Source organism: Methylobacterium sp. 77, from assembly GCF_000372825.1.
GTDB lineage: Bacteria > Pseudomonadota > Alphaproteobacteria > Rhizobiales > Beijerinckiaceae > Methylobacterium.
Map to the genome: position 1 here is coordinate 4,543,740 of NZ_KB910516.1, position 20,252 is coordinate 4,563,991.

The window sequence follows — 20,252 nt, forward strand, 5'->3', positions numbered from 1 at the left end:
GGGGCGCGATGATCGTCAGCTTCACGCTGATCCTCCTGGCACAGCTCGTCGGCGAGGCGATGGCCAGGGCGACGGCGCTCCCGGTTCCCGGCCCGGTCATCGGAATGGCGCTCCTGCTCCTGTTCATGGTGCTGCGCGACCGCTCCCCCGCCACGGCCGGGCGCCTCCTCGCGCCCCCCCTCGTCGACGGAACCCTGGAGCGCTCCGGCAAGGGGCTGCTGGCCAACCTGTCGCTGATGTTCATCCCGGCCGGAGCCGGCATCGTCGGACGGCTCGACGTGCTCGAAGCGCATGGCCTGGGGCTCGCCTGCGTCGTCGTGGTCTCGACGCTGGCGACTCTGACGGCGACGGCACTCACCTTCGTGGCGGTGAAACGCTGGGTCGCCCCGGGAGACCCGTCATGACCGGCGATTTCGCCCTCTGGGTCTATCTCTCGCGCACGCCGCTGCTGTGGCTCACCGTCACCCTGATGGTCTACGCGGTGGCCGATCGCATCGCCACGGCGACCGACCGGCATCCGCTGGCGAACCCGGTCGTCGTCGCCATCATCCTGATGGCCTGCGTGCTGAAGCTGACGGGCACGCCCTACCCGACCTATTTCGAGGGCGCGCAATTCGTACACTTCCTGCTCGGGCCGGCCACCGTGGCCCTGGCGATCCCGCTCTACGAATATCGCGCCACGGTGTTGCGCTCGCTTGCGCCGATGCTGGCCGCGCTCGTCGTCGGTTCCGTCGTGGCGCTGGTCTCGGCGATGACGCTCGGGACCGCCTTCGGCATCCCGCATGACGTCATCGTGGCGCTGGTGCCGAAATCGGTGACGACCGGTGTCGCCATGGGCATCGCCCAGAATCTCGGCGGCGACCCGACCCTGGCGGCCGTGCTGGTGATGCTCACCGGGATGACCGGCGGCATCCTCGTCACCCCGCTGATGAACCTGCTGCGCATCCGCGACATGCGGGCGCGCGGCTTCGCGGCGGGCCTCGCCGCCCACGGGGTCGGCACGGCGCGCGCGTTTCAGGTCAACGAGGTGGCGGGCGCCTTCGCCGGCATCGCGCTCGGCCTCAACGCCTTCATCACCGCGATCCTGGCGCCGCTCGCGGTGACGTTCCTGCGCTGAGGCGGGCAATACTCGCCTCGGCTGAAACGGGCGTTATTCGGCCGGCACGACCTTGGCCAGATCCGTCGGGACGAAGCGCCCGTCCTGGCCCGGCTTCATGTCGATGCATTTGTCGTGGAGGGCGTGCAGCGTCGAGCGGTGGCCGATGGAGACGATGGTGGTGCCGGGCAGGCGTTCGCGCAGCATGCGGTAGATGCCGGCCTCGCTCGGCTCGTCGAGGGCGGCGGTGGATTCGTCGAGGAACAGCCAGGCCGGCTTGGCCAGCACGGCGCGGGCGATGGCCAGACGCTGCTGCTCGCCGCCCGAGAGGCGCTGATCCCAGGCATCGACCTCGTCGAGGCGATCGGCCAGCTGCGGCAGTTGCGCGGCGACCAGGGCCTCGCGGATCTCCGCGTCGGAGAACTGATCGGTGGTGCTGGGATAGACCACCGCGCCGCGCAGCGTCCCGAGCGGAATGTAGGGCCGCTGCGGCAGGACCAGCGCAGACTGGCCCTCCGGCACGTCGATCCGACCCTTGCCGAACGGCCAGATGCCGGCGATCGCGCGGAACAGGGTCGACTTACCCGAGCCGGACGGACCGGTGAGCAGGGTCGCGGCGCCCTTGGTGAGGGCGAACCTGTCGGCTGCCACGATCTCGCGGCCGTCGGGCAGGGCGAGGGTCAGTCCGGACGCCGTCACGTCGGATTGGCTCTGGCTGCCCTGGACCAGACCGTACCCGACACCGGACAGGGCGTCCGCCTTGGTCATCGCCCGCTTGAAGGACGTCAGACGATTGGTGTTGGCGCGGTAGGACGCGATGGTGGTGTAGGAATCGATGAAGAACGACAGCGAGCCCTGGACGCTGCTGAAGGCGTTCGCCGTCTGCTGGAACTGGCCGAGGGTGATCTTCTTCAGGAAGTAGGAGGGCGCGGCGAGGATGTAGGGAAACACCACGCTGATCTGGTTGTACGACAGGGTGAAACTGCCGATCTTGATCCGCCGGTAGATGATGGCGAGGTAATTGCCGATGATCTCGCGGAAGAGTTCACGCAGGCGCAGGGTCTCCGATCGCTCGCCGCGCAGCAGCGCGATCTGCTCGGAATAGACGCGGGTCCGCGCGAGCGAGAAGCGGAAATCGGCCTCCACCTTCTCCTGCCGGAAATCGAGCCCGATCAGCGGGCGGCCGATGAGATGTGTCAGCCAGGTGCCGACCACCGCGTAGACGATGACCAGCCAGACCAGGAAACCGGGGACCACCGTGTCGGTGAAGGGCAGCACGAAATCCCGCGACAGGCCCCAGAGAATGACCATGAACGAGACCAGGGTGGCGGCCTGCGACAGCAGGCGGATCGACAGGCTCGTCGTCTGCTGGATGAACAGGTTGACGTCGCTCTGGATGCGCTGATCGGGGTTGTCGGCCGGCTCGTCGGTGAAGGGGATGCGGTAATGGATGCCGGCATCGAGCCAGCGGCTATAGAGGCTGCGCGTCAGCCAGGTGCGCCAGCGGATGTGAAGCGAGGCGTCGACGAAGGTGTCGAACATGCCGATGACGACCCAGATCGTCGCCAGCGGCACGAAGATCCAGACGAGCTGATACCAGAAGGCGTCGGCGTTATATTCCTGCAGGGCGTTGAAGAGATCGCGGTACCAGAAGTTCAGCCGCAGCTGCAGCGCCACCTGGGCGAAGGTGATGAAGATCGACAGCGCCACGAGGCGGCGTGCGACCCGGCCCTCCGTCGTGCCGAAGAAGCGGAACGGCCCGATCTCCCGGGTCGGCTCTTCGCGAGCGGCGAAGAACGGGTCGGCGATGCGGGTGATGGCGCGGATCGGCTCGAGATGCGAGATCCCGAACACGATACCGCCGAACACCACCGCGCCCGTGGCCGCGAAGGCGGGCGGCAGCAGCGCCGCCAGCGTGTCCGGCAGCGCGCCCATGGCTGCCAGCTGCTTGGCACCGGCGAGAAACAGGTAGCCGATCCCGTAGACCGAGATGAAGACCTTTAAGTAATCGGAGAGCTTGGCCGAGGCGAGGAGGATCGCCACCATGGCAAAGCCGCTGATGCTCACGTAAAGCGGCGTCGATACGCCCGGCAGGATCAGGAGTGCGAGGACGAAGAGCGCCGTGATGGCGGCCTGCAGGCCGAGGCCTGTCCTGAATACGGCCACGCGCGTCTCCTCGAGTCTATGCTTCGGATATGCGATGCCGTCATCGCCCTCCGGTATGGGACCGGATTGTTACGGCGGCAGTGACGGCCGGTCGTGGCGAGATCGTGGCGGGGTCGGGCGCCTTCAGAATCGTGAAGACGGATCAGGGCCAGTCCCAGTCACCGTAATCGGGCTCGCGACAGCGGTATCCGACCGGACATTCGATGTTGTCGCGCGTCGGCACGAAGCGGAGTTCGGCGATCTCCGTCAGGCCGCAGAGGCTGCGGTCGTGGACGAACCGTTCGGTCTTGCCGATCTGGGGCGACATCGTGGCCGACCCGTCCCTCCTCACGAAGGCCATCGCGTCCGCGCAGGTCATCCGCAGAGTGGAGGGGGGTGCTTGAGCACTGGCCGGGGCTGCGATGGCGACGCAGACGGCGATGGCGAGGCGTCTCGTCACGGTAGCTCGGCGCACTGACTTGTTTCTCACAAGCTTGAGCATGGCAGTTTTGATGAGATACGGGAAGGCCTTGCCGTTCGCTCGCCGTATTCACGGAGTCTATCCACTGCTATCGATCACGCCGAGACAGAGTAACGGTCCGCTTGTTTTCCTGCGGCCGGTGTTGCAAGAACACAACGGTATCCGCAGGGACTGAAGGACTTCGGCGAGAACTGAACGACGCCGGCAAGAACGCAGCGACGTCGGATCGGCGAGGGCGTGATGGAGCGGTGAGGGATCGACGCGGCCAAGGCCGCTGCGAGGATCGCTCCGCCAATGTAGTGAAGGTCGACGGGAGACGGCGATGGCTGCGGGCATCGAAGGGACGGCAGCGGGGATCATCGACGACGGAGCGCCATCCTCGGCGCCACCGGAGGCGCGCGCCACGTCTCGACGCACCCTCGTCCTTCCGCTGGCGCTCGCCATGGGCTGGGGCGTGCTGCTCGGCTACAGCACCGTCCTCCTCACCAACGACACGCCGGCACGGCCCGAAACCGGCACGGCGCAGGCCGCCTTCAACGAACCGGGTCCGTTCGAGGATACGGGTGGCGCGTCACGCCCCAACCGCGGCGGCGCGCCCTGGTCGGACGTGACGGCCGGGCCCGGCCTAGAAGGGACGTCGGCCAAGGGGTCGATCAAGGGTTCGGGCGAGGGGGCGACCGTTTCATCGAACGTCCGGGCCGTGGCCCTCAAGCAGGATCTCGAGGCGGCGTCGCGGATCGATGGCGGCGCAACCGCGTCTCCGCCGATCGAGCCGGCAGCCTATGTCGGCCTCTGGGGACCCAACGAGATCGCCTGCCGTCGCGGAGCGAGGCGGCGGGGGTATATCCCGGCGCGGATAACCGAGGGCGGGGCACGGGCCGGAAACACGGTCTGCACCTTCCGCGACGGGCGCCGCCTCGGTGCGAGTTGGAGCGTGGCGGCGTCGTGCAGCGATGGAGGCCGGCGCTGGTCGTCGCAGGTCAAGCTGGTCGTCGACGGTGACCGGCTGACCTGGTCGAGCCCGCGAGGCGATGCCTCGTATATCCGGTGCGGACGCCGCGCGGGCTGACGTCCAGGCGAGACAAGCGCCGAAATCTCGGCCTGCCGCGCGTTAGTCCTTACAGAGGACAGCGCGAAACCGCGATATCTTGGCATTGCCGGACAGCCATCATCCCATAGCAAATGACGACGCGGCATCCGCAAGCGGGCATCGATGGCCGCGCCTTGGAGAGAAAGCGCTTATTCTCCAATGGCTCTTCGATACCTCGATGATCACTCAATCAAGCAGCGTATGAGTGCTCGCATAGATTGATTTTCATGATGAGCATAAGTTCTCATAAGAAAATCTGACGCCACGGTATCAGCATGCGCCTGAGGCTTGAGCATTTAGGGCGAAATCGTTCGAAAGCGCACAATCCAAGACAGAACGATTTTGCGCAACTTACCTGACGAGTGCTAGCGATTTACGCTCGGTCAGTGCCGCAGGCGAATTGAATACAACCATACCGGTGTCATTTAATTTTTGTTTCTCGAACTGGCCGAGAAATTAATTTATATGAGATTTTTCTCATGCAATCTAAAAGTTGCATAATTCTGGCCGATACACGGTAGCGAAAAGGATAATATACTTATACATAGGTTGTTTTCTGATTCGAATCAAACATAGATTAATTCCACATGCGCGGCCTGATAGCGAACGCCGCCGAACTTAGAAGATCGTATCAAGATTCTGTTATGAATTCGATCCGATCCTTCGTCGCTGACCACATCAGATTCTCGGTTTTTCTGAAGTCACGGCGATGGCTATGAAACAACTTCAAGGCAATACTAAGCGATCATTTTTCGATTGCACGCAAGGTACTTCGGCTGTCGAGTTCGCACTGGTCGTTCCAGTCCTGCTCGGCCTGTTCGCGGGCATCGTCGTGTTCGGCATCTATCTCGGCGCGTCACACAATCTCAGGCAGCTCGCATCGGATGCTGCCCGTGCTTCGATCGCGGGTGTCAACGACCAGGAGAGAGCGGATTTCGCACGTCAGCGCGTCAGCTCCGCCCTGGCAGGTGGCGCCATGTTCAAGCCCGGAACCGTGGATGTCCAAGTCGGTCCCGATGCGGCGGATACGTCGCTCTACACGGTCACGTTGACCTTCGATTCGAAGGCCCTCGGCTTTTCGGGCTTCTCCGGCCTCATCCCGATTCCGCCGGACCTGATCAAGAGCTCGGTGAGCGTGCGGCGAGGGGGCCTGTGATGCGGGCCTCGACCTTCTCCACCGATCGACGGGGCTCCGTCGCGGTGTTCACGGCTTTCGGGATGACCGCCCTGATGGCGGTCGCCGCGATAGGCGTCGATCTCGGCGCCATGGTCCTCGCGCGTCGTCGCGCACAGGGGGCGGTCGACCTCGCCGCGATGATCGCGGCCACCAATCTCACCAACGCCAATGCGCTGGCACGCCAGTCCCTCAGCGACAACGGTTACGCGGCCGCTCAGATCGTGGTCGAATCCGGCACCTATTCCGGTGACGCCAAGCTCGCCGCGGGATCCCGCTTCGTCGCCGGCGTCGCGCCGGCCAGCGCGGTCCGGGTCGCCATTCAGACCACCACGCCGACCTATTTCGCACCGGCCCTCGGTTTCGGTCGCGACGTCGCCATCGGTGTGAAGGGCACCGCCGCCACGGCACAATTCGCGTCCTTCACCATCGGCTCGGGCCTCGCCTCCGTCGATGCCGGCATCGCCAACGCGATCCTCGGCGCCATGCTGGGACGGACGCTGTCCCTGTCGGTGATGGATTACAACGCGCTGCTGAGCACCCGGATCGACGCGTTCCGGTTCCTCGATGCGCTGGCGCCGACCCTCAACCTCAAGGCCGGAAGCTATTCGGACATCATCAAGGGCAGCGCGACGATCGGCCAGTTCACCGCCGCTCTCCAGGTGGCCGCCGCGTCGACCGGCGGCGGTTCGGCGGCCTCCTCCGCCCTCGCGCAGATCTCGGCGGCTCTGCAGGCCGGAGGGCAGACCCTGCAGATCAGCGACGTGGTCGGCCTCGGCGACCTGGCGGCTCTGTCGCCGGGGGCCGGAACGAAGGGTCCTCAGATCAGCGTGCTCGATACGCTCTCGGAAGCGGTGTCTATCGCGAACGGAAACCGTCAGGTTTCGGTCAATCTCGGACCGTCGATTCCGGGCCTGCTCAAGACGCAGATCACCATCGGCATCGGCGAGCGGAAGCAGAGTTCGGGATACGTGCAACCGAACTCTCCCCAGGCGACGGTGAATACGGCCCAGACCCGGATCCTGATCGAGGCGAGCCTCACCCTGCCGCTCGGCCTCGGTTCGCTGACATTGCCGATCTACGTCCAGGCGGCGCAGGCGAAGGCGACCCTGCGGACGGTCACCTGCCCGTGGTCCGATACGGGCCGCCGGCAGATCAGCCTCGACGCGCTGCCGGGGCTCGCCGATCTCGCCATCGCCAACATCCCGGGCAACCTGATCGACCCGAATGCGGCCACGCCGGACCTGACGGGGGCGGCGACCATCCTTCAGGTCACCCCGTTGCTGAATGTCAGCGCGCGATCCCGCCTGACGCTGGGAAGCCCTTACGCGCAGTCGGTGAGCTTCAACGACGACGAGATCACGCGGCATACCTCGAAGACGGTCACGTCCTACGGCATGACCCAATCGGCCGTGACGAGCCTGATCCAGAACATGAGCCTCTCGGTGAACGGCCTCGGCCTCATCGCGCCGGGTCTCCTCACCAGCACCGTCGCCACGGCCCTGTCCGGTGTCGCCCCGGCCCTCGACGGCGTCCTGGCGAACACCCTGCGCACGCTCGGCTTGAGGCTCGGCACCGCCGACCTGACGGTCGATGGCGCGCGCTGCGACCAGGCCGTGCTGGTTCAGTGATCCGGACACGAAAAAGGGCCGCCTCGCGGCGACCCTTTTCCAACTTAGCCGAAGCGTGGGCGTCCTGGACTTCTTAGAAGTCCATGCCGCCATCCAAGCCCGGCCTGCCGGGCTTGGACATCCTGGTTCAAGCGTGGGCGTCCCGGACTTCTTAGAAGTCCATGCCGCCATCCAAGCCCGGCCTGCCGGGCTTGGACATCCTGGTTCAAGCGTGGGCGTCTTGGACTTCTTAGAAGTCCATGCCGCCCATGCCGCCGCCGCCCGGCATCGAGGGAGCGCCGCTGTCCTTCTTCGGAGCGTCGGCGATCATGGCCTCGGTGGTGACGAGGAGGCCGGCGACCGAAGCCGCGTCCTGCAGAGCGGTGCGCACGACCTTGGCGGGATCGACGATACCGGCCTGGATCATGTCGACGTATTCTTCGGTCTGGGCGTTGAAGCCGAAGGTGATCGAGTCGAGGTTGTCGGTGATCCGGCCGACCACGATCGAGCCCTCGACGCCGGAATTGGCGGCGATCTGGCGGATCGGGGCTTCCAGAGCCTTCAGCACGATCTTGATGCCGGCCTGGACGTCCGGGTTGTCGCTCTTGAGGACGCGAACGGCCTCACGGGCGCGGAGGAGGGCGGTGCCACCGCCGGGAACGATGCCCTCTTCCACCGCAGCGCGGGTGGCGTTGAGCGCGTCGTCGACGCGGTCCTTCTTCTCCTTGACCTCGACCTCGGTCGCGCCGCCGACGCGGATGACCGCGACGCCGCCGGCGAGCTTGGCCAGACGCTCCTGGAGCTTCTCACGGTCGTAATCGGAGGTGGTCTCTTCGATCTGAGCCTTGATCTGGCCGACGCGGGCTTCGATCTCGGTCTTCTCGCCGGCACCGTCGATGATCGTGGTGGTCTCCTTCTCGATGCGGATGCGCTTGGCGCGGCCGAGCATCGGGAGGGTGACGTTCTCGAGCTTGATGCCGAGATCCTCGGCGATCATCTGACCCTGGGTCAGGATCGCGATGTCCTCGAGCATCGCCTTGCGGCGATCGCCGAAGCCGGGGGCCTTGACGGCAGCGACCTTGAGGCCGCCGCGCAGCTTGTTCACGACGAGCGTGGCGAGAGCCTCACCCTCGATGTCCTCGGCGATGATGACGAGCGGCTTGCCGGTCTGCACCACGGCCTCGAGAACCGGCAGCATCGCCTGCAGCGACGACAGCTTCTTCTCGTGGATGAGGATGTAGGGGTCCTCGAGCTCGGCGACCATCTTCTCCGCGTTGGTGATGAAGTACGGGGAGAGGTAGCCACGGTCGAACTGCATGCCCTCGACGACGTCGAGCTCGGTCTCGGCGGTCTTGGCTTCCTCGACGGTGATGACACCCTCGTTGCCGACCTTCTGCATGGCATGGGCGATCATCTCGCCGATTTCCTTGTCGCCGTTCGACGAGATCGTGCCGACCTGGGCGACTTCCTCGGACGAGGCGACCTTCTTGGCGCGGGCGACGATGTCCTTCACGGCGGCGGCCGTGGCGAGGTCGATGCCGCGCTTGAGGTCCATCGGGTTCATGCCGGCGGCGACGTACTTGGCGCCTTCACGGACGATGGCCTGGGCCAGGACGGTGGCGGTGGTGGTGCCGTCGCCGGCGATGTCGTTGGTCTTCGAGGCCACTTCGCGCACCATCTGGGCGCCCATGTTCTCGAACTTGTCGGCGAGCTCGATCTCCTTGGCGACGGTGACGCCGTCCTTGGTGATGCGGGGAGCGCCGAAGCTCTTCTCGATGACGACGTTGCGGCCCTTGGGGCCGAGGGTGACCTTCACCGCGTCGGCGAGAATGTCGACGCCGCGCAGCATCTTCTCGCGGGCATCGGAGCCGAAGCGTACTTCTTTCGCTGCCATGTTAGATCCTCATGAGGTTGGAAGCCCCGAGACGCCGTCGCGGCGCTCGAAGGGCTCGGATGGGGAAGAAGGAAGAGGGCAGGGTCGCTTTAGGCGACGACGCCCATGATGTCGGATTCCTTCATGATCAGGAGGTCCTGACCGTCGATCTTGACCTCGGTGCCGGACCACTTGCCGAACAGCACGCGATCACCGGCCTTGACGTCGAGCGCGTTCACGCGGCCGGCTTCGTCACGGGCGCCGGGGCCGACGGCGACGATCTCGCCCTCTTGCGGCTTCTCCTTGGCGGTGTCGGGGATGATGATACCGCCCTTGGTCTTCTCTTCGCCTTCGATACGACGGACGACGACACGGTCGTGCAGCGGACGGAACTTCATGAGCTGCCCTCTTGCTTCGAATTCATGGATGGCGTTGATGCGGCCGAAGGGCACGCCCAACCCAGCTGTTAGCACTCCCGAGCGAAGAGTGCCAAAGACAAGCGGGAGGTAGGCTCAAGCCCCTGGCGAGTCAAGATGGCGACGTCGCGTCATGCCGCCTTGCGCAGCATGTTCTGCTACGCGAATGCCGACAGACGGATGACAATCACCTCATGATCAGCCTCCAGGGACCGCAGGGCGCGGTCGAGCATTCCGGTGCGGCTTCAGGCGGCTCCGTGCCGAGCCACGCGATCTGGATCGATCTCAACGATCCGAGCGCGGAGGAGGCGGCGCATATCGAGGAGGCGACCGGCCTGCGCGTGCCCTCGCGCAAGGCCTTGAGCGAGGTCGAGAATTCCAGCCGCCTGCGGCGCCTCAAGAACGGCCTCTCGCTCTCCACGCCGATGATCACCTTCGACAAGGTCGATTCGCAGCTCACCCCGCTCGGCTTCGTCCTGACCAAGGACCGGCTCATCACCGTGCGGTTCAACGATCTGCGCGCCTTCGCCGAGGTGAAGAAGCGCATCGGCGAGGGCGACGGGGATTGCCAGACCGGCACCGAGATCTTCCTCCTGCTGGTGGAGGAGCTGGTCGACAGCCTCGCCGATGCCCTGGAGGAGATGGGCGCCGACCTCGACGCGCTCTCCACCCGGATCTTCGATTTCGACGTGAGGGCAGGGGGCGTCGCCGGTTCCGACAAGACCCCGCGACGGCGCGATCTCGCCCTCCGGCGCATCCTGCGCAGCGTCGGGCGCCGGGGCAAGGCGCTGGGCAAGATCCGATCGAGCCTGCTCGGCCTCGAGCGCATCCTCCCCTTCGTCGCCGGCGAGTGCGAGCACCTCCTCGGCGCGGCCGAGATCCCGCGCTTCGAGACCCTGCGGCGGGACATCGCCTCCCTCGACGAATTCGAGATCCGCCTGTCCGAGAACGTCCAGTTCCTGCTCGACGCCACCCTCGGCCTGATCAACATCGAGCAGAACAACACCTTCCGCGTGCTCACCGTCGTCTCGGTGGTGGGGGTGCCGCCGACCCTGATCGCCTCGCTCTACGGCATGAACTTCAAGCACATGCCGGAACTCGACTGGGCCTATGGCTATCCCTATGGTCTCTCGCTGATCGCCATCAGCGCGATCATCCCCGTCATCTTCTTCAAGCTGCGCGGGTGGTTCTGAAACGCGGTCGATCCGGTCCCCTTGAGGTTTGGAAGGATCTCGAGGTTTGAAGGATCTCGGGGGTTAGGGGAATCTTTGCGGGCCGGTGCGCAAGGATCGGGAGCAATGCCGGGATTCCGGCGACCAGAGTCGACCGCATGGCCGTGATCGTCGCCTTCATCCTGAATGCCGGGCTCAATTTCGGCCTCGGCCTGCTCCTGGCCAAGTTGATGGGGCCGGCGGATTTCGGTCTTTTCGGCCTCGCCACCACCGGCGCCGTGGTCCTCAACACCCTGGTCTTCGAGTGGCTGCGGCTGTCGGCGACCCGGTTCTATTCCAACCGCGTCCGGCGCGAGGAGCCCTGGATCCGGCACGGGCTCGACCGCGCCTATGCCGTCCTCGCCCTGGTCTTGCTCGTGGCCTCCGCCCTCTGCGCCATTCTCGGCGCAACGGTGGAGATGGATGCCGAGGGCCGCTTCGCCATCGCGGCGGGCGCCGGTCTCGCCGCCTTCGGTATCGGCCTGTTCGATTATCACGCGGCCCTGACGCGGGCGCGGTTCGACGGCGGGCTCTATCTCAAGCTGACGATCGTCAAGAACGGCCTGTCGCTCCTGCTCATGGCGGGCGCGGCCTGGCTGTTTCCCCAGCCGGTCTGGGTTCTCGTCGCCTGCGGGCTCAGCCAGTTCCTGCCCGTGGTCCTGCTGCGCAGGCCCATGCTCGATCCGCCGGTGCCCATCGTCCGGGTGCGCATGAGCGAGACCTGGCGGCTGTTTCGCGCCTACGGGCTTCCGCTGATCGCCGCGAACGCGATCTACCAGATCACGCCGTTCCTGAATCGCAGCGCCATCGCCATGTCGTTCGGCCTGGCGGAGGCCGGCTATTTCGCCCTCGCGGCGGATGTCGCCTCGCGCAGCCTCAGCATGATCGGGACGGCCCTGGACCTCATCCTGTTCCAGCTCGCCGTGCGGGTGGACGAGCACGAGGGCCATGTCGCGGCCGAAGCCCAGATCGGGCGCAATGCCGGGATCGTGGTGGCGCTGATGGTGCCTTGCGCCGGCGGCCTTTGGGCGGTGCTTCCGGCGATCCAGGGTCTCGTCGTGCCGGAAGCCTATCGCGGACCCTTCGCCCTCTACGCGATGCTGCTCATTCCCGGCCTGCTCTGCGGGACGCTGATCAATTTCGGCCTCAACCCGATCTTCCAGATCCGCCGCAAGACGGTGCCGGTCATCGCCGCCGCCATCATCGGTCTCGCCGTCAACGCCGTCTGCCTGTTCATCCTGCCGGCGCATTTCGGGCCGCCGGGCATCGCCATCGCGCAGAGCGCCGGCCTCGTCGCCTCGACCCTGTGGCTGGCGGTGCGGGCGCTCACCGGACCGCGCCGGCTGCGCATCGACTGGTGGGACGTCTTCGCCGCCTGCACCGCCACCCTGGCGATGATGGCTTGCCTCACGCCGTTCCGGCACATGGACCCGGCCGTGGCCTTGGCGATCTGCCTGCCGCTCGGCGTCCTCGTCTATGCCGCCCTCGTCGGCCTGTTCGACATCGCCGGGCTGCGCGGCCTCGTCGCCTCCTATCTTCGAGAGCGCGCGGTCACACCGGTCGCCTGAGACATGCGCCCGCTTGAAAGCGGGGCGTCCCTTCCCGCATATGATCCACCCCAAGGTGCCGTCGAGCATCGCGGCGGGCAGGAAGAGCGGGCAGGACAGATGCGTTCATACGAGCCTCAGGACGAGGGCGAGGCGCAAGCCATCGTCGCCGATGCCGCCGGCCGGTCCGAGCCGATGCGGCTCGTCGGCGGGGGCACCAAGGCCGCCATCGGCCGCCCCGCGCAGGACGAGGCGACCCTCTCGGCCCTGAAACTGTCCGGGATCACCCTGTACGAACCGGCCGAGATGGTGGTGGCCGCCCGCGCCGGCACGCCCCTCGCCGAAGTCCAGGCGCTCCTGGCCGAGCGCGGGCAGATGCTGCCCTTCGAGCCGATGGACCATCGCATCCTGATGGGCTCGGCCGGCGAGCCGAGCTTCGGCGCCGTGGCCGCGACCAACAATGCGGGTCCGCGCCGGATCAATGCGGGTGCCGCCCGCGACAGCCTCATCGGCGTGCGCTTCGTCAACGGGCGCGGCGAGGCGATCAAATCCGGCGGCCGGGTGATGAAGAACGTCACCGGCCTCGATCTCGTCAAGCTCATGGCCGGCTCCTGGGGCACCCTCGGCCTCCTCACCGAAGTGACCTTCAAGGTGCTCCCGGTGCAGGAACGCGTGGCGACCCTGGCCTTCTCGGGGCTTGACGACGGAACCGCCGTGGCCGCCCTCAGCGCCGCCCTCGGTTCGCCGTTCGAGCTCACCGGGGCCGCCCATCTGCCGGGCGGCCTCGACGGGCCGAGCCCCCGCACCCTGATGCGCCTGGAAGGCTTCTCGGAATCCCTCGACTATCGCCTCGGCGAGCTGCGCAAGCTGCTCAAGCGCTTCGGCGAGCCGGAGATCATCGAGGACGAGATCGGTGCGGTCCTGTGGGCGGCGATCCGCGACGTGATCCCGCTGACGGAGCCGCGCGCATCCGCCGTGTGGCGGATTTCCACGGCGCCGACGCGAGGGCCCATCGTCACCGCCGCTATCGCCGCGCGGCGCGAGGCGCGCTGGTTCTACGATTGGGGCGGCGGCCTCGTCTGGCTCGCCACATCGGCCGAGGGCGATGCCGGCGCCGAGATGATCCGCGCCGCCCTTCGCGCCACCGGAGGCCACGCCACTCTGGTGCGGGCCCCCGACGCGGTCCGTGCCGCGACCGCCGTCTTCGAGCCCCTGTCCGAGCCGCTGCTGCGCATGACGGCCGGGATCAAGGCCGCCCACGACCCCAAGGGCGTGTTCAATCCGGGTCGGATGTATGCAGGGATTTGAGATGCTAACAAAAGACAATGTTATCAATGCGGCTATCTATGGTATTTTAAATGCAAATGATTTTTATGAGAAGATTTCAAATGGATTCTCTATAGATGGATCTGGCGTTGAAGGTCTTCTCCAAACAAAAATCGCCGAAGCAATTTTTGATATGCTTCCAAAAGATACGGACGGCTTTCTAAGCGAAGAGTCCATAGTTTTAGAGCATTCATTCAAAGAAATTTTTGCGGAGTCTGGGGCCGGAAAATCACGTGGTCGAATTCCTAAGTTAGTTAACGGTGCAAAGCGCATTGATATTTTGATAATGAGCAAAGATGGGAAGCCACTTATACCTATCGAAGTAAAAAGAAATGCGGCAGCGGATGGATTTGCGGTGGATGCAAATCGGATTTTTGGAATTTTAAAGCGTTCTGATAACTTAGCCGGTGGTTCTGTGAAATTTGGTCTGATTTGTGGATTTATTTCTGGAAGAGGGCACTCAAAATCAGACTGTTTGGATGACATCAAACGGAAAAAAGCAAAGTGCATAGAAAATATTGAAAATAGCAACATATCTCAAGGAAATATGTATCATCAATTTGACGAACCTAAGAAATTTGAAGACGAAGGATGGTGGGTTGGCGGCGCGATTTGCGTGTATCTGCGGCGCCAATAAACATAGAAACTAAAATAATATCAGTCAATAATGCGAATATTGTGCTGTCGTTTGTGATATTTTATTAAGCCCCATGGCGATTTTCATCGCCATGGGGCGCGAGCCGATCTGTACCTGCGGAACGATCCGCCTCTGGTACGGCAACGTCCACGGCCCCGAGAACTCGCAGCAGATCGCCGACTGGTACACGCCGTCCTACATCATCCACGGCTTTCTGTTCTACGGCGCGATCCACCTCCTCGGCCGGATCGCGGGTCGGCCGCTGCCGCTGGGCCTCGCCTTCCTCATCGCCGTCGGCGTCGAATGCGCCTGGGAGATTGCCGAGAACACGCCGGCCGTGATCGCGCATTACCGGCAGGCGACCATGGCCGCAGGCTATGTCGGCGACAGCGTGCTCAACTCGCTCTGCGACATCGCCGCGATGGCCCTCGGGTTCTGGCTCGCCCGCCGGCTTCCGGCCTCGGTGGTGGTGATGGCGGGCGTCGCCATGGAGATCGGCGTCGGCTACGCCATCCGCAACAATCTCACCCTCAACGTGCTCATGCTCCTCCACGATTTTCCCGCTATCCGGGCGTGGCAGGCCGGGGCTTAGAGCCATTCCAAGGCTCGGCTTCCGTCGCGTTTCTCTCTAAGCTGCGGGAAACAGCGCCGGGCGGCGAAAGAACGCCCGGCACCGGACGATGTCGGGACCCTGAGGAAACGCCGTGCAGACCAATTTCAGCCTGACGCAGCTCGCCGACCCGGCGATGGCGGCCTCGGAGAAGATCCTGCGGACCTGCGTGCATTGCGGGTTCTGCACCGCCACCTGCCCGACCTATCTCCTCCTCGGCGACGAGCTCGATTCCCCGCGCGGGCGCATCTACCTGATCAAGGACATGCTGGAGGGCGGCAAGCCGGCGACGCCCGAGGTGGTCAAGCACGTGGACCGCTGCCTCTCCTGCCTGTCCTGCATGACGACCTGCCCCTCGGGCGTGCATTACATGCACCTCGTCGATCACGCCCGCACGCATATCGAGGAGACCTATCGCCGGCCTCTGAGCGACCGGCTCCTGCGCAGCGTGCTCGCCTTCGTGCTGCCCTACCCGAACCGCTTCCGCCTGGCGCTCCTGGCCGCCAAGATCGGCGCGCCGTTCCGGCCCCTCGTCGCCCAGCTTCCCCGCGTCGGCAACCGGCTCGCTGCGATGCTCGACCTCGCGCCGGCACTCCTGCCGAACCGCACCATCACCGACCGGCCGGGCACCTTCCCCGCCGACAACCGCGTGCGGGAAGCCAGCGCCCTGCTCCAGGGCGAGGCCGCGCCGGCCCGCGCCGGGCGCGTCGCCCTCCTGCGCGGCTGCGCCCAGAGCGTCCTGCGCCCCGATTTCAACGAGGCGGCGATCCGTCTCCTCACGCGCCACGGCGTCGAGGTGGTCCAGGCGCAGGGCGAGGGCTGCTGCGGCGCGCTCACCCACCATATGGGCAAGGCGGATTCCTCGCACGCCCAGGCCCGGCGCACCATCGATGCCTGGATCGCCGAGATGGACGGCCAGGGGCTCGACGCGATCATCGTCACGGCCTCGGGCTGCGGCACGACGATCAAGGATTACGGCTTCATGTTCCGCGACGACCCGGCCTATGCCGACAAGGCGGCGCGGGTCTCCGCCATCGCCAAGGACGTCACCGAATACGTGGCAACCTTGGGCCTGATGCCGCCGCTCTTCGAGAGCGACCTCGTGGTCGCCTACCATTCCGCCTGCTCGATGCAGCACGGCCAGGGCATCCGGACCGAGCCGAAGAACCTGCTGAAGAAAGCCGGCTTCACCGTGAAGGACGTGCCCGAGGGCCATATCTGCTGCGGCTCGGCCGGCACCTACAACATCCTCCAGCCGGAGATCGCCAACCGCCTGCGGGACCGGAAGGTCGCCAATATCGAGCGGATGCGCCCGGACGTGATCGCCACCGGCAATATCGGCTGCGCCACGCAGATCGGGAAAGGCACCGCCATTCCGATCGTCCACACGGTGGAACTGCTCGACTGGGCGACGGGCGGACCGAAGCCGGCGGTGCTGGAGGGGCTTCCGGATCGGACTTTGCTCGCCGCGGAATAACCCGCCTCAGGCGGGGTCCGGCCTTGGATCGCGGACGGCGTTCAGCACGAAGACCCGGATGGCCGAGGAGAGGTTCTGTCCCTCCCGGCCGGCATCGATGCCGCCGATCAGCGCCTGAACCGACTGGCCACGCTCCGCCGCGATCTCGCTTAAGACCTCCCAGAACGGATCCTCCAGGGACACGCTGGTGCGATGGCCGGCGATCATCACGGAATGCTTGGTGATGCCGGTGGTCATGGCGCGCGCGGCCCTCCCCCCAATGCGGGGGAGGGTTCCTGCGAAGCAGGCGGGAGAGGGGGCGACCTCTCCGGACAACGCGATCCCTTCTCCCGACCCTCGCTCACGCGAGGGCCACCCTCCCCCGCAGAGGGGGAAGGGACGGTCGCTTCCCGCGTCATTCCTTCGAATCCGGCCCCACGAGCTTGTGGCCCTCGTGGCGCGAGAACTCGATGGCCTTCTTGGCCTCGGCCAGGGTCTTCGCCTTCTTGGGCCGGCCGAAGGCGATGCGGTTGTCCTCCGCCTTCGCCTCTTTCTCCGCCCGAAGCTTGCCCTTGCGGACCGAGCGCAGGTTGATGATCTCGGCCATGGGGACCCTCGTCAGTCGACGCTCGGCGCCAGCATCGTCTCGGGGCGGACGACACGGTCGAACTCCTCCTCCGTGACGTAGCCGAGGCGCAGGGCCTCTTCCTTCAGGGTGGTGCCGCGCTTGTGAGCGGTCTTGGCGATCTCGGCGGCCTTGTCGTAGCCGATCGAGGGGGCGAGCGCCGTCACCAGCATGAGCGAGCGGCTCATCAGGTCGGCGATCCTGTCCTCGTTGGCCTTGATGCCGACGACGCAATTGTCGGCGAAGCTCACGGCCGCGTCGGCGATGAGGCGGATCGATTGCAGCACCGCGTTGGCGATGACCGGCTTGAACACGTTGAGCTCGAAATTGCCCTGGGAGCCGGCGAAGCTCACCGTGGTGCCGTTGCCGATCACCTGGGCGCAGACCATGGTCAGCGCCTCGCACTGGGTCGGGTTGACCTTGCCCGGCATGATCGAGGAGCCCGGCTCGTTCTCCGGCAGGGACAATTCGCCGAGGCCCGAGCGCGGGCCGGATGCCAGCAGGCGGATGTCCTGGGCGATCTTGAACAGGCCCGCCGCCAGCGCGGACAGCGAACCCTGGGTGAAGACGAGGGCGTCGTGGGTGGCCAGCGCCTCGAACTTGTTGGCGGCCGAGGTGAAGGGCAGGCCGGTCAGTTCGGCGACCTTGGCCGCGAATTTCTCGGCGAAGTCCGGATGCGCGTTGAGGCCGGTGCCCACCGCCGTGCCGCCCTGCGCCAGGGCGAGCACGCCCGGAAGCGTCGCCTTCACCCGCTCGGTGCCGAGGGCGATCTGCGCGACATAGCCCGAAAATTCCTGGCCGAGGGAGACCGGCGTCGCATCCTGCAGGTGGGTGCGGCCGATCTTGACGATGTCGGAGAACGCCTCGGACTTGGCCTGAAGTGCGTCGTGCAGGTGCTCCAGGGACGGCAGAAGGAGATCGTTGATCTCGCGCGAGACCGCGATGTGCATCGCGGTGGGGAACACGTCGTTGGAGGATTGGCCGCGATTGACGTGGTCGTTCGGGTGGACCGGCGACTTGCCGCCGCGCTTGCCGCCGAGCAGTTCGTTGGCGAGGCTGGCGATGACCTCGTTGGCATTCATGTTCGACTGGGTGCCCGAGCCCGTCTGCCAGACCACCAGGGGGAATTCCTGGTCGTGCTCGCCGGAGACCACCTCGGCGGCGGAGGCGGCGACGGCCTGGGCCACCTTTGGGTCGAGGGCGCCAAGATCCTGGTTCACCAGGGCGGCGGCCTGCTTGACCATGCCCAGCGCGTGGACGAGGGGGGCCGGCATCTTCTCGGTGCCGATCTTGAAGTTCTGGATCGAGCGCTGGGTCTGCGCACCCCAGTAGCGATGGGCCGGAACCTCGATCGGGCCGAACGTGTCGGACTCGGTCCGGGTGGCGGACGTATCGGTGGGGCTTTCGAGCGGCGACATCGTGGCCTCTTAGATGGCGGGTTATGCGGCCCTACTTAGACGGTGCGGCGTGAAACCGCGATGGTGCTTTTGCCGAAGGCGTCACAGGTCCATGCCGGAGTCAGGCGCCTCCCCATAGCGATGCCAACGAGGATCCATGCCGATGCCTGTGGACGCCGCGACCATGGAGCCCGACGCACCGCCTCGCTTCCGTCCCTCGGTCCCGCGCCCCCGGCGCGAGCAGGCGGGGCTGTTCGCCTTTCTCAAGGCGGTGCGCGCCAACCCGATCACGACCTGGCTCGACGAGCATTTCGTGGAGCCGGTCGTGGCCCGCGAGGGCGCGATGGGGCGCGTCACCGTGGTCAGCGATCCGGCCCTGATCCGCTACCTGTTCGTCGAGAACGCCGCCAATTACCGCAAGGACGACCTGCAGCGCCGTGTCCTCGCGCCGGGCCTGGGAAACGGCCTTCTCACGGCGGAGGGCGAGGAGTGGAAGCTCCAGCGCCGCACGCTGGCGCCGATCTTCTCGGCCCGCCACGTCCTCGGATTCGCCGCCCCGATGAACGAGGCCGGCGCGCGGATCGGCCGCCGCCTCGCCCGGCGCGACGCCACCGGCATCGACGTGGCGCTGGAGATGACACGCGTCACCCTCGACGTGCTCGAACGGACGATCTTCACTGAAGGTCTGTCCAGCGATCCCGACGCCCTCGGCCGCGCGATCACGCGCTTCCTCGAATCCGTCGGCCCCGTGGACCCGATGGACGTGTTCGGCGTGCCCGCCTTCGTGCCGCGCATCGGCCGCATCCGGGCGAGGCCGGCGATCCGCTTCTTCGAGGAGGTGGTGAACGCGCTCATCGCCCGCCGCCGGGGCCAACTCGATGCCGGTACGGCACCGTCCGACCTGCTCACTCTGCTGCTTGAGGCGCAGGACCCGGAGACCGGCAAGGGCCTGACCGATTTCGAGGTGCGGGCCAACATCGTCACCTTCATCGCCGCGGGCCACGAGACCACCGCGAACGCGTTGACCTGGGCGCTCTACTGCCTGTCGCAGGACCATGAGGCGCGAGGCCTTGTCGAGCGCGAGGTCGATGCGGTTGAGGGCGATGCATTCGATGCCGATGCGCTCCCCTTCACCAAGGCGGTGATGGAGGAAACCATGCGGCTGTTCCCGCCGGTGCCGTTCATGAGCCGGCAGGCCATCGCCGAGGACCGGATCGGCCGGATCAAGATCCCGAAAGGCTCGCTGATCATGGTGGCGCCCTACGTGCTCCACCGCCACCGCACCCTCTGGGACGAGCCGGAGGCGTTCATGCCCGAGCGCTTCCTGCCCGAGAACAGGGCCTTGGTTCAGCGCTTCTCCTATCTGCCGTTCGGAGCGGGACCGCGCGTCTGCATCGGCCAGAGTTTCTCGCTGCAGGAGGCGGTGATCGTGCTGGCGCATATCGCCCGCCGCGCGCGTTTCACCCTGGCGCCGGGTCACGCCCCGGTGACGCCGCTGCAGCGCGTGACGCTGCGGCCCGAGCACGGTTTACGGATGCAGGTGGAGCGGCGGTCCTGA

The 20,252-nt window shown here is 66.0% G+C and carries 18 protein-coding genes and 1 pseudogene; 12 read left to right on the plus strand and 7 right to left on the minus strand.

All coding sequences use genetic code 11. The features are described from left to right. The first annotated feature begins 8 nt into the window (after window positions 1-8). Together A3OK_RS0121530 and A3OK_RS0121535 are read left to right on the plus strand one after the other, a co-directional pair. Window positions 9-404 carry a CidA/LrgA family protein gene (locus A3OK_RS0121530; protein ID WP_019906964.1) on the plus strand — a complete coding sequence of 132 codons (396 nt, stop codon included), beginning with the start codon at window positions 9-11 and terminating at the stop codon, window positions 402-404. Beyond that, window positions 401-1,117, plus strand: coding sequence for an LrgB family protein (locus A3OK_RS0121535; protein ID WP_019906965.1), 717 nt, complete (start codon window positions 401-403; stop codon window positions 1,115-1,117). The genes A3OK_RS0121530 and A3OK_RS0121535 overlap by 4 nt, the downstream gene beginning before the upstream one ends. 33 nt (window positions 1,118-1,150) lie before the next feature. Here A3OK_RS0121535 and A3OK_RS0121540 read toward each other — a convergent pair whose 3' ends face one another. Next, entirely contained in the window at window positions 1,151-3,262 is a 2,112-nt protein-coding gene (locus A3OK_RS0121540; protein ID WP_019906966.1) for an ABC transporter ATP-binding protein/permease, read from the minus strand. A 142-nt stretch (window positions 3,263-3,404) separates the two neighbouring features. Next, the gene (locus A3OK_RS0121545) at window positions 3,405-3,701 is read right to left on the minus strand and encodes a hypothetical protein (protein ID WP_026597522.1); all 297 of its coding nucleotides are present in this window, start codon (window positions 3,699-3,701) and stop codon (window positions 3,405-3,407) included. Between the two features lie 343 nt (window positions 3,702-4,044). On the opposite strand from A3OK_RS0121545, the gene A3OK_RS0121550 reads away from it, so the two are divergent. The 3 genes from A3OK_RS0121550 (at window position 4,045) to A3OK_RS0121560 (ending at window position 7,617) form a co-directional block, all read left to right on the plus strand. Then, complete coding sequence (locus A3OK_RS0121550) at window positions 4,045-4,791, plus strand: hypothetical protein (RefSeq protein ID WP_019906969.1); 747 nt, start codon at window positions 4,045-4,047, stop codon at window positions 4,789-4,791. A 736-nt stretch (window positions 4,792-5,527) separates the two neighbouring features. Beyond that, on the plus strand, window positions 5,528-5,968 hold the full coding sequence (locus A3OK_RS0121555) for a TadE/TadG family type IV pilus assembly protein (RefSeq protein ID WP_019906970.1): 441 nt from the start codon (window positions 5,528-5,530) through the stop codon (window positions 5,966-5,968). Next, window positions 5,968-7,617: a TadG family pilus assembly protein gene (locus A3OK_RS0121560; protein WP_019906971.1), complete on the plus strand. Its 1,650-nt coding sequence runs from the start codon at window positions 5,968-5,970 to the stop codon at window positions 7,615-7,617. Before A3OK_RS0121555 ends, A3OK_RS0121560 begins: the two co-directional genes overlap by 1 nt. 229 nt (window positions 7,618-7,846) lie before the next feature. Here A3OK_RS0121560 and groL read toward each other — a convergent pair whose 3' ends face one another. Together groL and groES are read right to left on the minus strand one after the other, a co-directional pair. Next, window positions 7,847-9,490: a chaperonin GroEL gene (groL, locus tag A3OK_RS0121565; RefSeq protein WP_019906972.1), complete on the minus strand. Its 1,644-nt coding sequence runs from the start codon at window positions 9,488-9,490 to the stop codon at window positions 7,847-7,849. 89 nt (window positions 9,491-9,579) lie between these two features. Continuing rightward, window positions 9,580-9,867, minus strand: a complete 288-nt coding sequence (gene groES, locus A3OK_RS0121570; protein WP_026597525.1) for a co-chaperone GroES — start codon at window positions 9,865-9,867, stop codon at window positions 9,580-9,582. Between the two features lie 212 nt (window positions 9,868-10,079). Here groES and A3OK_RS0121575 point away from each other — a divergent pair, with 212 nt between their 5' ends. The 6 genes and pseudogenes from A3OK_RS0121575 (at window position 10,080) to A3OK_RS0121595 (ending at window position 16,693) form a co-directional block, all read left to right on the plus strand. Next, on the plus strand, window positions 10,080-11,078 hold the full coding sequence (locus A3OK_RS0121575) for a magnesium transporter CorA family protein (RefSeq protein ID WP_019906974.1): 999 nt from the start codon (window positions 10,080-10,082) through the stop codon (window positions 11,076-11,078). Between the two features lie 137 nt (window positions 11,079-11,215). Then, on the plus strand, window positions 11,216-12,664 hold the full coding sequence (locus A3OK_RS0121580; protein ID WP_019906975.1) for a polysaccharide biosynthesis C-terminal domain-containing protein: 1,449 nt from the start codon (window positions 11,216-11,218) through the stop codon (window positions 12,662-12,664). A gap of 99 nt (window positions 12,665-12,763) precedes the next feature. Next, a complete protein-coding gene (locus A3OK_RS0121585; protein ID WP_019906976.1) occupies window positions 12,764-13,951 on the plus strand; it encodes an FAD-binding protein in 1,188 nt (395 codons plus the stop codon). A gap of 1 nt (window position 13,952) precedes the next feature. Further along, entirely contained in the window at window positions 13,953-14,606 is a 654-nt protein-coding gene (locus A3OK_RS24225; RefSeq protein WP_155912086.1) for a hypothetical protein, read from the plus strand. A gap of 49 nt (window positions 14,607-14,655) precedes the next feature. Beyond that, window positions 14,656-15,198, plus strand: a pseudogene (locus tag A3OK_RS0121590) (DUF2585 family protein); the annotation flags it as partial. Window positions 15,199-15,310: 112 nt separating this feature from the next. Then, entirely contained in the window at window positions 15,311-16,693 is a 1,383-nt protein-coding gene (locus tag A3OK_RS0121595; protein WP_019906978.1) for a heterodisulfide reductase-related iron-sulfur binding cluster, read from the plus strand. A gap of 6 nt (window positions 16,694-16,699) precedes the next feature. Here the strand turns inward: A3OK_RS0121595 and A3OK_RS0121600 are convergent, their stop codons facing one another. The 3 genes from A3OK_RS0121600 to fumC form a co-directional block, all read right to left on the minus strand. Continuing rightward, window positions 16,700-16,930 carry a ribbon-helix-helix domain-containing protein gene (locus tag A3OK_RS0121600; RefSeq protein WP_019906979.1) on the minus strand — a complete coding sequence of 77 codons (231 nt, stop codon included), beginning with the start codon at window positions 16,928-16,930 and terminating at the stop codon, window positions 16,700-16,702. Window positions 16,931-17,087: 157 nt separating this feature from the next. Continuing rightward, window positions 17,088-17,279, minus strand: a complete 192-nt coding sequence (locus tag A3OK_RS0121605) for a DUF4169 family protein (RefSeq protein ID WP_019906980.1) — start codon at window positions 17,277-17,279, stop codon at window positions 17,088-17,090. An 11-nt stretch (window positions 17,280-17,290) separates the two neighbouring features. Next, entirely contained in the window at window positions 17,291-18,715 is a 1,425-nt protein-coding gene (fumC, locus tag A3OK_RS0121610; protein WP_019906981.1) for a class II fumarate hydratase, read from the minus strand. Between the two features lie 142 nt (window positions 18,716-18,857). Here fumC and A3OK_RS0121615 point away from each other — a divergent pair, with 142 nt between their 5' ends. Further along, window positions 18,858-20,252, plus strand: a complete 1,395-nt coding sequence (locus A3OK_RS0121615; RefSeq protein WP_019906982.1) for a cytochrome P450 — start codon at window positions 18,858-18,860, stop codon at window positions 20,250-20,252.